Source organism: Mesorhizobium sp. WSM4841 (assembly GCF_055811515.1).
Window position 1 is genome coordinate 12,917 of the sequence record NZ_JBVVQC010000013.1, and the last position, 16,108, is coordinate 29,024.

The 16,108-nt window shown below is 62.6% G+C and carries 15 protein-coding genes and 3 pseudogenes; 8 read left to right on the forward strand and 10 right to left on the reverse strand.

Annotated elements, in window-relative coordinates; translation table 11 throughout:
* Positions 1-16: 16 nt before the first annotated feature.
* The 6 genes and pseudogenes from AC0L14_RS17025 to AC0L14_RS17050 form a co-directional block, all read right to left on the reverse strand.
* Positions 17-2,125: a molybdopterin-containing oxidoreductase family protein gene (locus AC0L14_RS17025; RefSeq protein ID WP_473528004.1), complete on the reverse strand. Its 2,109-nt coding sequence runs from the start codon at positions 2,123-2,125 to the stop codon at positions 17-19.
* Positions 2,126-2,235: 110 nt separating this feature from the next.
* Positions 2,236-2,955, reverse strand: coding sequence for a cytochrome c biogenesis CcdA family protein (locus AC0L14_RS17030; RefSeq protein ID WP_473486738.1), 720 nt, complete (start codon positions 2,953-2,955; stop codon positions 2,236-2,238).
* A gap of 9 nt (positions 2,956-2,964) precedes the next feature.
* On the reverse strand, positions 2,965-3,390 hold the full coding sequence (locus AC0L14_RS17035) for a thioredoxin family protein (RefSeq protein WP_473486737.1): 426 nt from the start codon (positions 3,388-3,390) through the stop codon (positions 2,965-2,967).
* A 131-nt stretch (positions 3,391-3,521) separates the two neighbouring features.
* Positions 3,522-3,760, reverse strand: a pseudogene (locus AC0L14_RS17040) (molybdopterin oxidoreductase family protein); the annotation flags it as partial.
* 90 nt (positions 3,761-3,850) lie between these two features.
* A complete protein-coding gene (locus AC0L14_RS17045) occupies positions 3,851-5,728 on the reverse strand; it encodes an ABC-F family ATP-binding cassette domain-containing protein (protein WP_473641083.1) in 1,878 nt (625 codons plus the stop codon).
* A 406-nt stretch (positions 5,729-6,134) separates the two neighbouring features.
* A complete protein-coding gene (locus tag AC0L14_RS17050; RefSeq protein WP_165848808.1) occupies positions 6,135-6,305 on the reverse strand; it encodes a hypothetical protein in 171 nt (56 codons plus the stop codon).
* A 130-nt stretch (positions 6,306-6,435) separates the two neighbouring features.
* Between AC0L14_RS17050 and AC0L14_RS17055 the strand changes: the two genes are divergently transcribed.
* From AC0L14_RS17055 to AC0L14_RS17065, 3 genes are all read left to right on the forward strand, one after another.
* The gene (locus AC0L14_RS17055) at positions 6,436-6,606 is read left to right on the forward strand and encodes a hypothetical protein (RefSeq protein ID WP_473486734.1); all 171 of its coding nucleotides are present in this window, start codon (positions 6,436-6,438) and stop codon (positions 6,604-6,606) included.
* Between the two features lie 70 nt (positions 6,607-6,676).
* Positions 6,677-8,758, forward strand: coding sequence for an ATP-dependent helicase (locus tag AC0L14_RS17060; protein WP_473750186.1), 2,082 nt, complete (start codon positions 6,677-6,679; stop codon positions 8,756-8,758).
* A gap of 157 nt (positions 8,759-8,915) precedes the next feature.
* The gene (locus AC0L14_RS17065) at positions 8,916-9,218 is read left to right on the forward strand and encodes a DUF982 domain-containing protein (protein WP_473528010.1); all 303 of its coding nucleotides are present in this window, start codon (positions 8,916-8,918) and stop codon (positions 9,216-9,218) included.
* A 91-nt stretch (positions 9,219-9,309) separates the two neighbouring features.
* Here the strand turns inward: AC0L14_RS17065 and AC0L14_RS17070 are convergent, their stop codons facing one another.
* Positions 9,310-9,822, reverse strand: a complete 513-nt coding sequence (locus tag AC0L14_RS17070; RefSeq protein WP_123151283.1) for a DinB family protein — start codon at positions 9,820-9,822, stop codon at positions 9,310-9,312.
* Between the two features lie 92 nt (positions 9,823-9,914).
* On the opposite strand from AC0L14_RS17070, the gene AC0L14_RS17075 reads away from it, so the two are divergent.
* On the forward strand, positions 9,915-10,616 hold the full coding sequence (locus tag AC0L14_RS17075) for a glutathione S-transferase family protein (RefSeq protein WP_473750187.1): 702 nt from the start codon (positions 9,915-9,917) through the stop codon (positions 10,614-10,616).
* A 128-nt stretch (positions 10,617-10,744) separates the two neighbouring features.
* On the opposite strand, the pseudogene AC0L14_RS17080 reads toward AC0L14_RS17075, so the two are convergent.
* Together AC0L14_RS17080 and AC0L14_RS17085 are read right to left on the reverse strand one after the other, a co-directional pair.
* A pseudogene (locus tag AC0L14_RS17080) lies at positions 10,745-11,566 on the reverse strand (alpha/beta hydrolase family protein); the annotation flags it as partial.
* Positions 11,567-12,270: 704 nt separating this feature from the next.
* A pseudogene (locus tag AC0L14_RS17085) lies at positions 12,271-12,414 on the reverse strand (IS5/IS1182 family transposase); the annotation flags it as partial.
* 235 nt (positions 12,415-12,649) lie between these two features.
* Between AC0L14_RS17085 and AC0L14_RS17090 the strand changes: the two are divergent.
* The gene (locus AC0L14_RS17090; RefSeq protein WP_473528014.1) at positions 12,650-13,342 is read left to right on the forward strand and encodes an aspartate-alanine antiporter-like transporter; all 693 of its coding nucleotides are present in this window, start codon (positions 12,650-12,652) and stop codon (positions 13,340-13,342) included.
* Positions 13,343-13,804: 462 nt separating this feature from the next.
* On the opposite strand, the gene AC0L14_RS17095 is transcribed toward AC0L14_RS17090, so the two are convergent.
* On the reverse strand, positions 13,805-14,185 hold the full coding sequence (locus AC0L14_RS17095) for a hypothetical protein (protein ID WP_473528015.1): 381 nt from the start codon (positions 14,183-14,185) through the stop codon (positions 13,805-13,807).
* A gap of 158 nt (positions 14,186-14,343) precedes the next feature.
* Between AC0L14_RS17095 and bluB the strand changes: the two genes are divergently transcribed.
* The 3 genes from bluB (at position 14,344) to ndk (ending at position 15,973) form a co-directional block, all read left to right on the forward strand.
* Complete coding sequence (gene bluB / locus AC0L14_RS17100) at positions 14,344-14,979, forward strand: 5,6-dimethylbenzimidazole synthase (RefSeq protein WP_473528016.1); 636 nt, start codon at positions 14,344-14,346, stop codon at positions 14,977-14,979.
* A gap of 135 nt (positions 14,980-15,114) precedes the next feature.
* Positions 15,115-15,411 carry a DUF1905 domain-containing protein gene (locus AC0L14_RS17105; RefSeq protein ID WP_192362266.1) on the forward strand — a complete coding sequence of 99 codons (297 nt, stop codon included), beginning with the start codon at positions 15,115-15,117 and terminating at the stop codon, positions 15,409-15,411.
* Between the two features lie 139 nt (positions 15,412-15,550).
* Positions 15,551-15,973 (forward strand): nucleoside-diphosphate kinase, encoded by a 423-nt coding sequence (gene ndk / locus AC0L14_RS17110; RefSeq protein WP_095496596.1) that lies wholly within the window; start codon positions 15,551-15,553, stop codon positions 15,971-15,973.
* The last annotated feature ends 135 nt before the right edge of the window (positions 15,974-16,108 follow it).

Sequence of the window (16,108 nt, forward strand, 5' to 3'; positions counted from 1 at the left end):
ATATCGTTCCGAGGCCTCACTTCGCCGCGCGCAGCCAGACCTTGTTGTCGTGGAACGCAGCACCGCCATAGGGCGCCGGCGCATCGGCGCCGGTCAGGACGTTGATGCCCTCGCCGCGCTCGTGGGCGCTGTTGGGCCAGATGCCTTCGGCGACCACGACGCCGCGCTTGACGCCGTCGAACAATCTTGCGTGCAGCACGACTTCGCCGCGCGCATTGCCGATCTCGACGCGGTCGCCATTGGCCAGCCCATAGGCTGCCGCATCGTCCGGATGCAAAAGCAGTTCCGGCCGGCCCTCCTTGGCCTTCGACACCGGCGTCTCCGAAAAAGTCGAGTTGAGGAAATTGCGCGCCGGCGAGGTGGTCAGCCTGAACGGATGCGCCGCATCCGCCACCTCGATCAGGTCGACGTGGTCGGGAAATTCCGGCAGGCTTGCCACCGGCCCGAACAGGCCCATGCTTCTCGGCGGCCGGTTGGGCGCCGCCTGCCCGGTCCAGTCGGCGCGGAAGCGGAATTTTCCGTCCGCGTGGCCGAAGCCGCTGATAAAATGCGCCGCCTCGAAATCCGGCTGCAAGTCGACCCACTTCTCTTCCTTGAGGCTCGAAAAACTACCCAGGCCGCGCTTGCCCAAAATGATGTCGATGTGCTGCTGCTCGGTCATGCCGAAGCCAGGCTTGTCGCCAACGCCCAGCCTTTTACCGAGTTCCTCGATGACGAAATGGTTGCTGCGCGGCCCTTCCGGCGGGTCGATCAGCTTCGGCCCGAGCGTGATGTGCTGGTTGCCGCCGCCCTTGTAGATGTCGTCATGCTCTAAAAACATCGTCGCCGGCAGCACGACATCGGCGAGTTTTGCGGTGTCGGTCATGAACTGCTCGTGCACGCAGGAAAACAGGTCGTCGCGCAGAAAACCCTGCTTCACCAGCCGCTGCTCCGGCGCGACATTGACCGGATTGGTGTTCTGGATCAGCAGCGCGGTCACCGGCGGGCCGCCATAGAGCGCATCCTCAGCGCCGGTCAGCACCGGGCCGATGCGCGAATGGTCGAGATGGCGGATCGAGGGGTCGCGCATCCGCGTGCCTTCCAGCAGTTCCTGGTTCAGCTTGAAGATGCCCGAATTGGAATGGAAGGCGCCGCCGCCCTCATACTGCCAGCAGCCGGTGACCGCGGCGATCGAGGCGGCGGCATGCATGTTGACCGAGCCGTTGCGCTGGCGCGAGAAGCCGTAGCCGAGGCGGAAATAGGTTTTCTTGGTCGTGCCGACGAGGCGGGCGAAGGCCTCGATCTCGTCGACCGAAAGCCCGGTGATATCAGCCGCCCATTGCGGCGTCCTCGTCTGAAGATGCGCTTCCAGACCGTGCGGGTCGTCGGTGTATTTTTCCAAATAGGCGCGGTCTGCCATGCCGTCACGGAACAGCACATGCATCACCGCGGAGGCCAGCGCGCCATCGGTGCCGGGCTTCAGCACCAGGCCGAGATCGGCCTGCTTCATCGTCGCGTTTTCGTAGACGTCGATGACGACGATTTTTGCGCCGCGTTCCTTGCGCGCCTTGATCGCGTGGGTCATGACGTTGACCTGGGTGACCACGGCATTGGTGCCCCAGACCACCACGCAGTCGGACTTGGCCATCTCGCGCGGGTCGGGACCGCGCAACGCGCCGGCGCCCATCATCCAGCCGGTCCAGGCCAGATTGGTGCAGATCGACCCGAAGAAGCCGGAATACTTTTTCGCGTGGCGCAGCCGCTCGATGCCGTCGCGCTGCACCAGCCCCATCGTGCCGGCATAGTAATAGGGCCAGACCGTCTCCGAGCCGTATTTTGCCTCGGCCTCGATAAACTTTTCGGCGACGAGGTCGAGTGCGGCCTCCCAACTCGCTTCCTTCCAAAGGCCCTCGCCCTTGGCGCCCGCGCGGATCAGCGGCTTCAGCAAGCGGTCGGGATGATGGACGCGGTCGGCATAGCGGGCGACCTTGGCGCAGATGACGCCTGATGTGTAGCTGTTGGCCCTGGCGCCATGGACGCGGCCGATGCGCTTGCCGTCGAGCAGCTCGACCTCGAGCGCGCAGGTCGACGGGCAATCATGCGGACAGGCCGAATGGCCGATCCTGAGCTTGGCGTGCTGATTCATGGGAGCAGACTAGTCGGTTGCGAAAGCGGCGTGTAGGGCCAGATGCAGCGCTAACTTGCTTCTCCTTGCTGAGGCAAGCTGAAAATCTGGCGACCGCCAGCGCGGAGCCGTTAGAACTGCGTCGTCAACGCCGTCAGCCACTCGGGCGAAGCGTTGACGAGTGCGGTTTCCAACGCCTTGTCGAACCCAGACAGAATCGCGGCGGCGGTCATCACCAGCAAGACGCCTAAAGCGACCTTCAGCCCGCTGCCGGCGCCTGCGATGTGGCTGCGCCAACTCAGCAAGGTCTCGCGGGACAGTAGTCCGAGGATCAGCAACGGCACGGCAGCACCGAGACCAAACAGGACCATGGTGACCCCAACCTGGCCAAGGTCTTGGCCCTGCGCTGCAAGGACGGAAGCGGCACCGAGAGTCGGGCCAACGCAAGGGCTCCACACCGCGCCGAGCAGCAGACCGACGCCGAACTGCCCCCAAAGGCCAACGGAGGAAAAGCCGCCAAACCGCTGCTCGACCCAGTTGCCGGCCGGACCGGCCGCAAGCGCGATATGCGCCTGGAATGCCGGCACGATCAATATCGTGCCGAGGACGAGCATCAGAACTGCGGCGGCGCTGCGAAAGACACCGCCGTCAAGCCCGACGGAGAACCCGATCGTGGCGACGAAAAGCCCTATGGCCGTGAAGGATATGGCAAGTCCTGCGGCCAGCGCGATGGGGCCATAGCGATGCTGACTGACGGCAGCACCGAGCACGACCGGGATCAGCGGCAGCACGCATGGCGACAGCGTCGACAGCACCCCGGCCAGGAACGAAAATATGAAGCCGAGTAGCATCGCCGCCGCTCAGATCGTTTTATCAAGCAATTGCTTGATGGCATCCGCCTTGGTCACGCCAACAAGCCGACCGACTTCCGTTGCGCCCTTGAAGGTGATCAGCGTGCTCTGCATCCGCGCACCAAGAGCCCGAACAACCTCTTTTTGGGAATCGAAATCGACTTCGAAAACGGCCAGGTTTGCGTGCTCGGGCGCAGGCAGCAACTGGCCGAGCACCCGCTTCTGCGCCTTGCAGATCGGACACCAGCTGGCGGTGATCTCGACCAGGATCGGCTTGCCTGCCTTTTGCGCCTCTTCGAAGGCCTGCTGTGTGTAGGCCATGCGGCTGGCCGCCAGCGCCGCCGGAGCCGAGGCGAGGCCCGATATTGCGGTCAGGCCGATGAGGAAGGTGCGACGGTCTAGCATTTCTTGACTCCTGAAGGTGTCGGCGGGCAAGTAATCCCGCCATGGCGGACATGAGGATATGGTCCGTTGTTCGCGCCAGCGACGGCGAACGTTACAGGCTCACGGTAATGTTACCGAGGCCGCCCTTCCCTTGTGTCCACGTGCATTCGACGCCGTCAGCAGCCATCAGGTGCTGACGCCAAGCGCACCAGTGGCTTCAGCAAGCGCTCGGGACTATGGACGCGGCGGCGTAACGGGCGACCTTGGCGCAGATGACGCCTGATGTATACGTATCGGCCTTGGCGCCGTGGACGCGGCCGATGCGCTTGTTGTCGAGCAGCTCGACCTCGAGCGCGCAGGTCGACGGGCAATCATGCTGACAGGCCGAATGGTAGATCCTGAGCTTGGCGTGTCGATTCATGAGGCCAAACTAGCCGTTTATGGCGGCGGCGTGTAGGGCCAGATGGGCCTTCCCTTCTCCGCTTGTGGGAGAAGGCAGAGGGGCGTCGCGCTACTCCGCCGTGCCTTCCTCGTATTCCGCCGACATCGACAGCCATTTTTCCTCGTGGCCGGCCAGCGTCTGGGCAAGCTGCGAGCGCTCCTTGGCCAGCCGTGTCGCCGTCGAGGGGTCCTTTTCATAGACCGCCGGATTGGCGAGCTCGTCCTCGATCAAATCGATGCGCTTGCGGATGCGGTCCATCAGCGCTTCGGTGGCGCGGATCTCCTTGGCCAGCGGCTCGAAGGTGGCGCGGCGCGCTGCCGCGTCGCGGCGGCGGTCGGCCTTCGAGGCTTTTTCGGCCTCGCGCTTGCCGCGGCGGTCGCCGGACACACCGGTGACCAGCGTCTTGTAGTCATCGAGGTCGCCGTCATAGGGGTTGACCGTGCCGTCCTTGACCAGCCACAGCCGGTCGGCCGTCGCCTCGAGCAGATGGCGGTCGTGCGAGATCAGGATGACGGCGCCGGGAAATTCGTTCAGCGCATGGATCAGCGACTCACGGCTGTCGATGTCGAGATGGTTGGTCGGTTCGTCGAGGATGAACAGGTTTGGCCCCTCGAACGCCGACAGGCCCATCAGCAGCCGCGCCTTCTCGCCGCCGGACAGGTCCTTGGCGGCGGTGTTCATCTTCTCGGTGGTCAGGCCGAACTGGGCGACGCGGCCGCGCACCTTCGATTCCGGCGCTTCCGGCATCAGCCGGCGGACATGCTCATAGGCGTTTTCATTCGGTCGGAGATCGTCGAGCTGATGCTGGGCAAAGATCGCCACCTTCAGGCCGGGCGCCACCGTCATGGTGCCGGTCTCCTGCTTCAGGCGGCCGGACAGCAATTTGGCGAAGGTCGACTTGCCGTTGCCGTTGGCACCGAGCAGCGCGATGCGATCGTCAGCATCGATGCGCAGCGTCATCTTCTTCAGGATCGGCTCACCCTGGACATAGCCGACATTGACGTTGTTGAGCGCAATGATCGGCGAGGCCACCGTCTTCACCGGCTCGGGAAAGGAGAACGGCCGCACGTTGTCGTTCACAATTGCGGCGATCGGCTTCATCTTCTCCAGCGCCTTGATGCGCGACTGGGCCTGTCTCGCCTTGGAAGCTTTGGCGCGGAAGCGCTCGACGAAGGACTCCATGTGCTTGCGTGCGGCTTCCTGCTTGACCCTGCCCTTCTCCTGCAATTCGCGCTGCTCGGTGTATTGGCGCTCGAACTGGTCGTAGCCGCCGCGCCAGAAGGTCAGTTTCTTCTGGTCGAGATGGACGATCGAGTTGACGGCGCGGTTGAGCAGGTCGCGGTCGTGCGAGATCAGCAGCACCGTGTGCGGATATTTCGACACGTAGTTTTCCAGCCATAGCGTGCCTTCGAGGTCGAGATAGTTGGTCGGCTCGTCGAGCAGCAGAAGATCGGGCTCGGCAAACAGCACCGCCGCCAGCGCCACCCGCATGCGCCAGCCGCCGGAGAAGGACGAGGCCGGCCGCCGCTGGGCGGCGTCGTCGAAGCCGAGGCCGGCGAGGATGGTGGCAGCGCGCGACTCGGCCGAATGGGCGTCGATATCGGCCAGCCGCATGTGGATATCGGCGATGCGGTGCGGATCGGTCGCCGTCTTTTCCTCCTCGAGCAGTGCGGAGCGTTCAAGGTCGGCCTTGAGCACGATCTCGATCAGCGGTTCCTCGGTGCCGGGCGCTTCCTGCGCTACCTGGCCAATGCGCGTGTTCTTCGGCAGGCCGATCGAGCCGGTCTCGGAGGCGAGGTCGCCAGTGATCGCCTTGAACAAAGTCGTCTTGCCGGTGCCGTTGCGACCGACAAGCCCCGCCTTGCTGCCGGCCGGCAAGGTCAGCGAGGCATGGTCAAGAAGCAGGCGTCCGGCCATGCGGAGCGAAAGGTCGTTAATGATCAGCATGGCCGCGCTTTTGCACGGGACGTCAGCGCTTCGCAAGACCTTGAGCGCCGCTTGGCCGCATAAGGTATGAAAATGCCCGGCGCGGCCGGTTGCTTAATGCCGCGGTGGGGAAGACGATTGATCCGATCGCCGGCCTCGCCGGATCAGAGGCCAGCTTTGAATTGGGCCGGGACCCTGCTGCGACGGCGCGGCGCCTGGCGAGCATCGACTTCTCGCATCCGAAAATTGCAGTTTTGTCACATTTGTCAGTTGATTGCCTGTTCAAGGCGGTGGTCTTCCGCGATCACCCCATGACGCAACGGCAAGACTCAGCTATCTCTAGGTATGCGGCGGACCTGATACCCGCCTGGCCGGCGTCATCGCTCCCCTCCCAAGCGGCGCCGGCCACCTTTCCTACTGCGTTCCATCACTGCGCCGACGGCGCGCCGGGTTGATCATCGCCTGACGTCGAGTTGGGTGCAGGGTCGACCTGCGGGTTTTGATCGGCGCCGGGGGCCTTTGTCGGTGGGATGTTGTTATCGCAAGCCGCGACAGCCAGCGCCGCCGCCAAAGCCAGCGAGATTGATAGCTTGTTCATCGCAACCTCCTGTCACCGGGCAAACGAGACGGTGCCGATTTGGTTGCACGCTCAGGCAGAGCTCGGGGCCTTTGGAAAGCGGGGAACAAAACGCGGCCTCTTCGGTTGGTTCATACCAGTGGAGAAAATCATGATCCGTCTGCTCATAGCCGGAGCCGTCATCTACGTGGCCTACCGCATAGTCAGGGAAATCATTGACGAAGTGCCCGACGACTTCGATCCGCTGTTGCTACCGCCTCCCGATGACGACAAGTCGTTGCCGCGGCAGTCGGCGGCAATGGGCGTAGAGCCCCAGCGCTAGGTCCATCCGCCGGGGCGAGGAAACGCTGCATCGCTGTTGCGAACAAAGCAGAAACGATGCTTGATGGGCAATGAACCTCGCTGCCCGTGATTCGACCTTCCGGCCTGCCTATCTCGCGAAGCTGAACGCCGAGCAGTGCCTTGCCGTCGAGCATGGCGACGGCGCGGTCGCCGGGCCGTTGCTGGTGATCGCCGGCGCCGGCTCCGGCAAGACCAGCACGCTGGCACATCGCGTCGCGCATCTGATCGTCAGGGGCGCTGATCCCAGGCGCATCCTGCTGATGACGTTTTCGCGCCGCGCCGCATCGGAAATGGCCAAGCGGGTCGAGCGCATCGCCGGCGAGGTACTCGGCCGTGACGCTTCCGTTATCACCGATGCGCTGAGCTGGGCCGGCACGTTTCACGGCATCGGCGCCAGGCTGCTGCGCGACTACGCGCTGGAGATCGGCCTCGACCCGGCCTTCACCATCCATGACCGCGAGGATTCGGCCGACCTGATGAACCTCGCCCGGCACGAACTCGGCTTCTCGAAGACCGAAGGCCGTTTTCCAACCAAGGGCACATGCCTGGCGATCTACTCGCGTGCCGTCAACGCGCAGGCGCCGCTCGGCGAGATTCTCGGTTCGGTGTTTCCCTGGTGCGCCGGCTGGGCAGAACAGCTTAAGGCGCTGTTTGCCCGATATGTCGAGGCCAAGCAGGCGCAGAACGTGCTCGATTACGACGACCTGCTGCTCTACTGGGCGCAGATGGCCGGCGAGCCGGAGACATCAGCGCATCTGGGTGGGCGTTTCGACCATGTGCTGGTCGACGAGTACCAGGACACCAACCGGCTGCAGGCCGCGATCCTCACGGCGCTCAAGCCGGACGGATCCGGACTGACGGTGGTCGGCGACGACGCGCAGTCGATCTATTCGTTTCGCGCGGCGGAAGTGCGCAACATCCTCGACTTCCCCAAACAATTCGCGCAGCCGGCCGAGATCGTCATGCTGGAGCGCAACTACCGCTCGACCGAGACCATCCTGGCCGCCGCCAATGCGGTGATCGGCGAGGCCTCGGAGCGCTTTACCAAGAACCTCTGGTCGGAGCGCAGATCAACCGAAAAGCCGAAGCTGGTCAGCGTTCGCGACGAGGCCGAGCAGGCGAGTTACGTCTGCCAGGCGATCCTGACCGAGCGTGAGGCCGGCACGGCGCTGAAGGCGCAGGCCGTGCTGTTTCGCGCCTCGCACCACAGCGGGCCGCTGGAGATCGAGCTGACACGCCGCAACATCCCGTTCGTCAAGTTCGGCGGGCTGAAGTTCCTCGACGCCGCCCATGTCAAGGACGTGCTGGCGGTGCTGCGCTTCGCCGAAAACCCGCGCGACCGCGTCGCCGGTTTTCGCGTGCTGCAGCTTTTGCCCGGCATCGGCCCTTCGGCGGCTTCGCAGATCGTCGACACCATGGCGACGTCGCTCGACGAAGCGATGGGGCTGGCGCGCTACCGGCCGCCGCAACGCGCCGCCGACGACTGGCCGGGTTTCGTCGCGCTGTTCTCGCAGCTTCGCACCGGGTCGGGAAAATGGCCTGTTGATCTCGAACAGGTCAGGCTCTGGTATGAGCCGCATCTTGACCGCATCCACGAGGACGCAACGACGCGCCGGGCCGATATTCTGCAGCTCGAACAGATCGCCTCGGGCTACGCCTCGCGCGAGCGTTTCCTCACCGAGCTGACGCTCGATCCGCCGGATGCGACCAGCGACGAGGCCGGGCCGCCGCATCGCGACGAGGACTATCTGATCCTGTCGACCATCCATTCTGCCAAGGGCCAGGAATGGAAGAACGTCTTCGTGCTCAACACCGTCGACGGCTGCATCCCTATCGACCTCGCCGTTGGCAGCAAGGCGGACATCGACGAGGAGCGCCGCCTGCTCTACGTGGCGATGACGCGGGCCAAGGACGGCCTGCACCTGGTCATGCCGCAGCGCTTTTTCGTCCACGGCCAGGCGGCGCGCGGCGATCGTCACGTTTACGCTTCGCGCACCCGCTTCATCCCGGCCTCGATCCTCAGCGCCTTCGAACAGACATCGTGGGCGAGCGTCCAGGTCAAGGACGATCCGCGCCGCCAGCCGCAAGTGCGCGTCGACCTTGGCGCCCGCATGCGTGACATGTGGAAATAGGCCGCCTCTTCGGCACGGCGCTCATGCCAGGGGACTTGGTGGCGAAAACCAAATTTCGGCAACATGGAACCTGATGCCGCAATCCGCGTTTCTGGGCGTCCGATTCAGATCGGAGAGCGGCGTCCGCCGTCACCTCCGCCCAATATGAGAGGCCAGAATGCACGACACGATGCCCTTCACCCCGGTCGCCGTTACCGTCGGCGCCGGCCATAAGCGCATGCTCGCTTCGCTCTTCGACATGCATGAGTTCCTGACCGAGTTTCCGCCATCGCGACGACGCCTGAGCTATGGCGCGGCCGTGAAAGCCTGCGAGGCGGCACGCGCCGGCGAGATCTCGCCCGAAGCGGCACGCGATGCCTTGGTCACCTTCGCGGTGACGGCAGGCATTCTCTGGCCTTCCGCCCAGCCGGCGGTCTCGGTCAAGCCGGTCGCCCGGGGCCAGGGCGGATACGCCGCCTGACTGGCTAGGCCCCTTTTTCGACTATGGCCCGTCGAAGATGCTGTTCGTCTTCGACGGGTTTTCCAGTCAATTCGATCCGGATAATCCGAAATCAGGCGTAGGCGCGCCCCTCTTCGCTCCTCTGGAACAGCGTCAGGTCGAGTGGCACCGAAGGCCGGCCAAGAACGGTCAGGATCGCGTGCGCCTGGCCGCGGTGATGGGTCTGGTGGTTGAAGAAATGATCGAGCGCCGGCGCCAATCGCTGCGAGACGGTGCGCATGTCGGAGACGGTCATGTAGGAGAAGCGGCCGGACAAAGCCTTGTCGCTTAACGCCCTGACCCAGTCGATGATCCTTTTGTCTTCGGCCTCGCGCGCTAGCCGCAAACCCGGCAAGGCACGGTGCAGGATCGTGTCGAGCCTGGCCGGCGCGTCGCCCTCGCCGGTAAAGCGCCTCATCCAGATGCGGTCGGCGGTCAGAAGGTGGTTGAGCGTGCCCATCATCGAGCCGAAGAAAACCCCGACATTGCGGTGGAATTCCTCCTCATCGAGATCGGCGGCGGCATCGTAGATGCGGCTATTGGCCCATTGATTGTAAGCCGCAAACATCATGAAGTGCTGTTTCATCTTTTTCTCCCGACCCGCGAGACCCCGTTTCGGGTGCCTACCCGCATCTGCCCGAAACATCGCTCTAGTAGACCGCAAGGAAGCTGCCGCCAATGACCATTCTGCTCTATGACCTCGTCGGACGCGATACCGCCCGTCCGTTCAGCCCGCATTGCTGGAAGGCGGCGATGGCGCTCGCCCACAAGGGGCTCGACATCTCCACCGTGCCGACACGTTTTCTCGAAGTGCCGACAGTTGAAGGCGGCGTTTCGAAGCTCGTTCCGGTGATCCGCGACGGCGAGAAGGTGGTCGCCGATTCCTTCGCCATCGCACTCTATCTCGACGATGCCTATCCCGAGCGGCCGACATTGTTTTCCGGCGACGGCGGCAAGGCGATGGCGCGCTTCATCGAACGCTGGTCGCAACTGACCATCCATCCCTATGTCACCACTGCGGCGATCATGGACCTACACGCCATGCAGGACGAGGCGAACGCCGCCTATTTCCGCCAAAACCGCGAGCAGCGCTTCGGAAAGAGACTGGAAGAGGTCATGGCGGCGCGCGACGCCGGCCTTGGCGCCTTCCGCGCCTCGCTGGAACCGTTGCGCTCGACGCTCGCCTATCAGCCGTTCATCGGCGGCCAATCACCGCTGTTTGCCGACTACATCGTCTTCGGCGCGCTGCAATGGGCGCGCATCGCCTCCCCCTACCGGTTGCTCGACGACAGCGATGTGGTGGCGCAGTGGTTCGAGCGCTGCCTCGACCTGCATGATGGCCTCGGCCGCAAGGTGACGGCGGCCGCCGCCGCCGCATAGGGGAGTAAGGCAGTAAGGGAGTAGGGAGTAGGGAGTAGGGAGTAGGGAGTAGGGAGTAGGGAGTAGGGAGTAAGGAGTAAGGAGTAAGGAGTAAGGAGTAAGGAGTAAGGAGTAAGGAGTAAGGAAGTGCCGTAGTAGTTCTCAAAGGAGAAGGCCGTCAGGATGACGATCGTCGTCATCCACGGTGCATCATTCTTTCGGGGAAAGTTCAGGGCGCCGTTCAATGCCACAAAGATATCGATCGGCGCACTTGCCGTGGCAGCTGCCTTCACTGAAATGCCCGCTCTCTCGAGTTTTTCCAGGAAAGCCATCGTCACGAAGCCGCCCTGCGACCACCCGGCTAGGAAAAGTCCGGCGCTCCCAATCTTCAGATGATCAAGCACGGCCCGGCTTGCTGCCAGCATGTCGAAAGTGGCCTGGCCTGCTGATGGCTGCCCTTCACCAGATAACCCTCGGGCTCGTCGGAGTCCCCCAAACCAAAATAGTCCGCGCCGACAAGGACGTATCCTTGGCCGGCGAACTGAGCGATCATTAGCTGGGTTTCCGGGGACTGATCCGGAAATGAGGGCACTTCCTGTTTTCCATACGCGGTTCCGTGCTGGTATGAAATCATCGGGAAGGACGTCCCGTCCCTGTCAGGAACGGCAATGAGCCCGGTTGCGGTGATCGGCTTGTTGCCGCGCTCTGGAACAATGGACGAATAGGTGACGCGGTACAGCCGGACAGCGTTGCGGGCCGGACTGTAGGTCTCGGACAGCCCGGCGAACCGATGCGTATCGGTTTGGAGTATTTGGTTCAGCCGATCGACATCCCAGCGATCAAGATATTCGTATTGCACATCGGAGGTGACCCTCTGACCGGTCGCTCTCCTGTGCTGCGCAGGGCAAGCAAGCCAAGGCATTGGCTAGGAGAAGCGCAACGAATGCGAACGTCCGAACAAGACTCGTCATTTGTCGTGTCCCATCAACAGGTGGCGCGTCACTTCGATTGTCAGCGCGCCGATACGTCCCGCTGATAATACGACTTTATCGGGTCGTCGTGTAGCCGCTTTCTCCAATCGGCCGCTTAAAATGACAACCGAGATGCGCCAGAGTCTCCGCTAAATCAGAGCGCCGCTTGTCTCAAATTCCCTTGCGAAGTGTTGAGAACGAATGTCCTGCGCGCCATCGGCAAAAAAATGTCTGCCCCGGCGGGCAGACATCAATAAGCTGGATACCGGTAGGCGAAACCCTAATTCGCGATAATGAACACTCTCCAGACGTTCATCGCCATCATCGCGCCGCTCCTAATCCTCGTGGCAGCGTTGTATGTCCTGTCGTTATGGTTCTAAGTGATGGCGGTGGATCCGCTTGGGCCTTTCGGGCAGTGACCTCGAATGCAAGCCGCGCCTCTTCGCGATCGCCTTGCGTCAAGTCTGCTATCAGCATTTCGGCGGCCGCTTATTAACTCCAGTCGCACAACCGTGTCACCTTGAGCTGATAGACTACGGACCCTGACATCCTGCTCGGCCATCTCGGCCTTGAGCAGTTGCGACAGCTTCGGGATGGCGGGAGCCCTGTGAGTTCTGCGACGGCCTGTGCCATGCCGTGCATCTTGGCTTTCTGAGCATGCCGACGATGGCGGCGCTTGCGCGATCATGACGAGCATCAACCTAGCGTCCGCCGCTCTTCACGACATGGATAATGCCGCTGATTGCGCGACGAACATCGACGCGCGGCCTGCCTCGGGAGTCAGTCCGCAGATGTGGTTCAAGCAGCCCAAACTGCTCCTCGCCGAGCCAGAAATGTTCGCGATTGATAATTGGTCTCCCCCTCAGAGATCCGCGCAGCCTGCTGCTTATAATCACAGCCGTCTCGATCGACCGTTTAAGGCTTCAGGTTTCCAGGCTGCCCTTCGACTGTCAGGCCATCTTCCTCTCGCCACCCGCAGATTGCAGCGACCATCTGCACAGCGGCCGATGACCTATGGTGCCGCGATAGCCGGACAGGACTCTTGCCGACCTATCGGCAGAAGAATGGACGCGTGGGTTGTACTTGCGATCTGTCAGCCGCGGCGGTCAGGAACTCCCGATCGCGGGCAATTTAGCCCTGCAGCGAGGCGACCTGCTGCGTTTGGTCGGCCCGGAGCCGGTAGTGCAGAAAGCCGCTGCCACAATTGGCACCATCGTTGCTCCGCACCACGCTACCGATTTCATCGTGCTGGGCCTGGCGATCTTTTTCGGCGGTGCCGTCGGTGTCCTGCTGACTTTTTTGGTCGGCGGCATCAAAATCTCGCTAAGTACCAGCGTGGGCACTTTGCTCGCCGGGCTTCTGGTCGGCCATTTGCGGACTCGTTACCCGCTGTTCGGGCGCATTCCTGATGGCGCCATAGCGTTCATGACATCTCTTGGACTCGCAGCTTTCATCGGGCTGACCGGAATCCACGCCGGGCCGATCTTTCTGTCGGCTCTTAAGGAGGCGGGCCTCGGGTTGCTGCTCGGAGGCATGGTGGTGACCTTGGCGCCACAGATCGTGGGACTGGCGTTCGGCCATTTCGCCTTGCGCATGAATCCGATTCTCCTGCTTGGAGCGTTGACGGGGGCGCAGACGGTGACCGCAGCAATGGCCGCCATCCAGGAGCGATCAGGAAGTGCCGTAGCGGTGCTTGGCTACACGCCAGCATATCCAATCGCAAACATCCTGCTGACAACTTGGGGAACGATCGTGGTCGCGGTAATTGCTAGCTGAAAATGGCATGAAAAGGTTGCTAGGCGAGAACGACGTCGCCAATCCCATCAAAGTCTATCCAAGTGAAGCCCAGCGAGATGGTGTTGGAGATCAACGCTAACGTAATCACCTCGGCGGGGCGCTGATGTCCTTTAGGTTCGGACGGGATGAAACCTCCTATGGATTGCGGCAAGCATAGGATGCCGGGCTCGCTTACGCTGGCGCTACGGTCGAATTTCAGTAACGCTCGCTTCCCAACATGTCGCAGCATACAAAGGCCGGCGTCGAATTCATTCCCGAAAAATGGCGGAGGGTCCGGAGTGCGGCTGCGGAAGTCAAAATCCTCTGACGGATTGCAAACTTGAAATCGGAATGGCCAAGGCCATTCGATTCGCGTCGGGCGTCCAACACTCTGGTCCGCCAGCTTTCCGCCTTCCCTGAAACCGCGCTTGGGGGTATGGGACGCTTTCCACGATTTCGTAGCTAGAAATGCAGATAGATGCTCACTCCTGAGCCATTGTAATAGTGCGGGTAGTAACCACGGTGGCCGTAATAGGGGCTAAAGCCGTAATAGGGGCTAAAGCCGTAGTAGGGGCGATAAAAGGGTCGGTAGTAGGGCCTATAATAGCGGCGCGGGTAACACCCATAGTAGCCACACCCCCGCAATGCGTACCGTCGGTTCCAGTGACGACCACCCCGCCAGTGACCATAGTTGTGTCGCCAGTGTCTACGATGCCAAACCTGTTCGACGGCGCTGTTCTGCACCTGCTCAGATTTCGGAATAGAGAGAGGCGCGGCATTCAAAGGCAAGGCAAAAGCCGTACCGAAAACTGCGGCCACAAGGACAGACAAGAGCTTTTTCATGGCCCTCCTCCTTCGCTGGGCCAATGTTACACCATGGAACCTGAACCGCCGATGAACGCGGGCGCGCCTGATCCGACTGTGAACCAAAATAGCCCGGCCAGCATCGCCTGCCCTCCTGCCCTCTCCCCTACTCCCTTTAGCAAAGGCAGCACGACATCATGACCTCAGGACCGGAATTCCCAGACGATTTTCGCGCCGAGCTGGTCAATCTCTTCCTGTGGCGGCGGGACGTCAGGCGATTCAAGCCGACGCCGCTCCCAGATGGCGCGCTGGAGCGGCTGCTTGACGTCGCCAGCATTGCGCCCTCGGTCGGGCTGAGCCAGCCCTGGCGTTTCGTCATGGTCGAGAGTGCTCAGTGCCGCGCCGCCGTCAGGGCATGCTTTGAGCGCTGCAATGCGGAGGCGCTCGCATCTTTCGGCGGCGAACGCGCCGCGCTCTATGCGCGCCTGAAACTTGCCGGCCTGAACGAAGCGCCCTGCCAATTCGCGGTTTTCGCCGACCGCGCGACAGAACAGGGGCATGGGCTCGGCCGCCTGACCATGCCTGCGACCATCGAATATTCGGCGGTGATGGCAATCCACACCTTTTGGCTGGCGGCGCGCGCGGAAGGAATAGGCATGGGCTGGGTCTCGATCCTCGATCCGGCCGAAATAGCGACGATCCTGGACGCGCCGCCGGAGTGGACGCTGATCGGTTACTTCTGCGTTGGCTACCCGAGCGAGAACCACAGCGTGCCGGAACTGGAACGGGAAGGCTGGGAAGTCCGGCGCGCTCCGATGGTGATAAGGCGGTAGTGCAACGGCGACGCTGCCATCCTCTCTTGCAGGGAAGAATGGATATCATGGGATGGTTTCGCCGATCGCTGCGTTGCCAACAAGACACCATGGCAAAGCCAGCCGTGACGGCCTTGATCTGAGGAAGGGCACAAAATGTTTCGCTACGACGTGCAAGCCGAGATCTGGGTCTATCCAGGCAAGGGCGGCTGGCATTTTGTGACGCTGCCGCCGGAGCTTGGGGCACGGATCAAGACGGCGATGGCGGGGATGGCACGCCCCTGGGGCTCGCTTGGCGTGGAAGCCGTCATCGGCCAGACCAGATGGCGGACATCGCTGTTTCCCGACAAGAAATCCGGCAGCCTGCTCTTGCCGATCAAGACGGCAGTGCGGGTCCGCGAAGGCCTCCGGGCTGGCGACACGGCCAAGCTGACGATCGAGATGCAGTTATGACAACATTGGTTCGGGCCGACGGCGATGCGCCATCCGGCGCAGAAATGAGCGCCGCGCCGGCCTCCCCTTGGCAAGCCGGCGGGCGGCTTGTATAGAGCCCGCCACCCTCAATTCCACTCTCCATCACAAGGACGACCCTATGGCGCTCGAACGCACCTTTTCCATGATCAAGCCGGACGCGACCCGGCGCAATCTCACCGGCGCCATCACCCAGATGCTCGAAGAAGCCGGCCTGCGCGTCATCGCTTCCCGCAGGGTGTGGATGAGCCGCCGCGAGGCGGAAGGTTTTTATGCCGTCCACAAGGAGCGCCCGTTCTTCGGCGAGCTGGTCGAGTCCATGTCGTCGGGCCCGACCGTCGTGCAGGTGCTGGAAGGCGAGAACGCCATTGCCAAAAACCGCGACGTGATGGGCGCCACCAACCCGGCTAATGCCGCCGAAGGCACCATCCGCAAGGTACACGCGCTGTCGATCGGCGAGAATTCCGTGCACGGCTCCGACGCGCCGGAGACGGCCGCGCAGGAGATCAAATACTGGTTCTCGGATACCGAGATCGTCGGCTGAGTCGATAGTCCGTCACGACGTCATATGCAAAAAAGGCCAGCGCCATGCTGGCCTTTTTTTGTTGCGGCGATCCAGCGCCCGGACGCCGGGCCGACACCTCCAACTGCGCATGATGCTCAAAAACCGAAACCGGTT

Bases quoted from the DNA above. Each gene is read 5' to 3' on its own strand.
- AC0L14_RS17025 (WP_473528004.1), bottom strand. From the start codon at position 2,125: ATGAATCAGCACGCCAAGCTCAGGATCGGCCATTCGGCCTGTCCGCAT.
- AC0L14_RS17030 (WP_473486738.1), bottom strand. From the start codon at position 2,955: ATGCTACTCGGCTTCATATTTTCGTTCCTGGCCGGGGTGCTGTCGACG.
- AC0L14_RS17045 (WP_473641083.1), bottom strand. From the start codon at position 5,728: ATGCTGATCATTAACGACCTTTCGCTCCGCATGGCCGGACGCCTGCTT.
- AC0L14_RS17050 (WP_165848808.1), bottom strand. From the start codon at position 6,305: ATGAACAAGCTATCAATCTCGCTGGCTTTGGCGGCGGCGCTGGCTGTC.
- AC0L14_RS17055 (WP_473486734.1), top strand. From the start codon at position 6,436: ATGATCCGTCTGCTCATAGCCGGAGCCGTCATCTACGTGGCCTACCGC.
- AC0L14_RS17060 (WP_473750186.1), top strand. From the start codon at position 6,677: ATGAACCTCGCTGCCCGTGATTCGACCTTCCGGCCTGCCTATCTCGCG.
- AC0L14_RS17065 (WP_473528010.1), top strand. From the start codon at position 8,916: ATGCACGACACGATGCCCTTCACCCCGGTCGCCGTTACCGTCGGCGCC.
- AC0L14_RS17070 (WP_123151283.1), bottom strand. From the start codon at position 9,822: ATGAAACAGCACTTCATGATGTTTGCGGCTTACAATCAATGGGCCAAT.
- AC0L14_RS17075 (WP_473750187.1), top strand. From the start codon at position 9,915: ATGACCATTCTGCTCTATGACCTCGTCGGACGCGATACCGCCCGTCCG.
- AC0L14_RS17095 (WP_473528015.1), bottom strand. From the start codon at position 14,185: ATGAAAAAGCTCTTGTCTGTCCTTGTGGCCGCAGTTTTCGGTACGGCT.
- bluB (WP_473528016.1), top strand. From the start codon at position 14,344: ATGACCTCAGGACCGGAATTCCCAGACGATTTTCGCGCCGAGCTGGTC.
- AC0L14_RS17105 (WP_192362266.1), top strand. From the start codon at position 15,115: ATGTTTCGCTACGACGTGCAAGCCGAGATCTGGGTCTATCCAGGCAAG.
- ndk (WP_095496596.1), top strand. From the start codon at position 15,551: ATGGCGCTCGAACGCACCTTTTCCATGATCAAGCCGGACGCGACCCGG.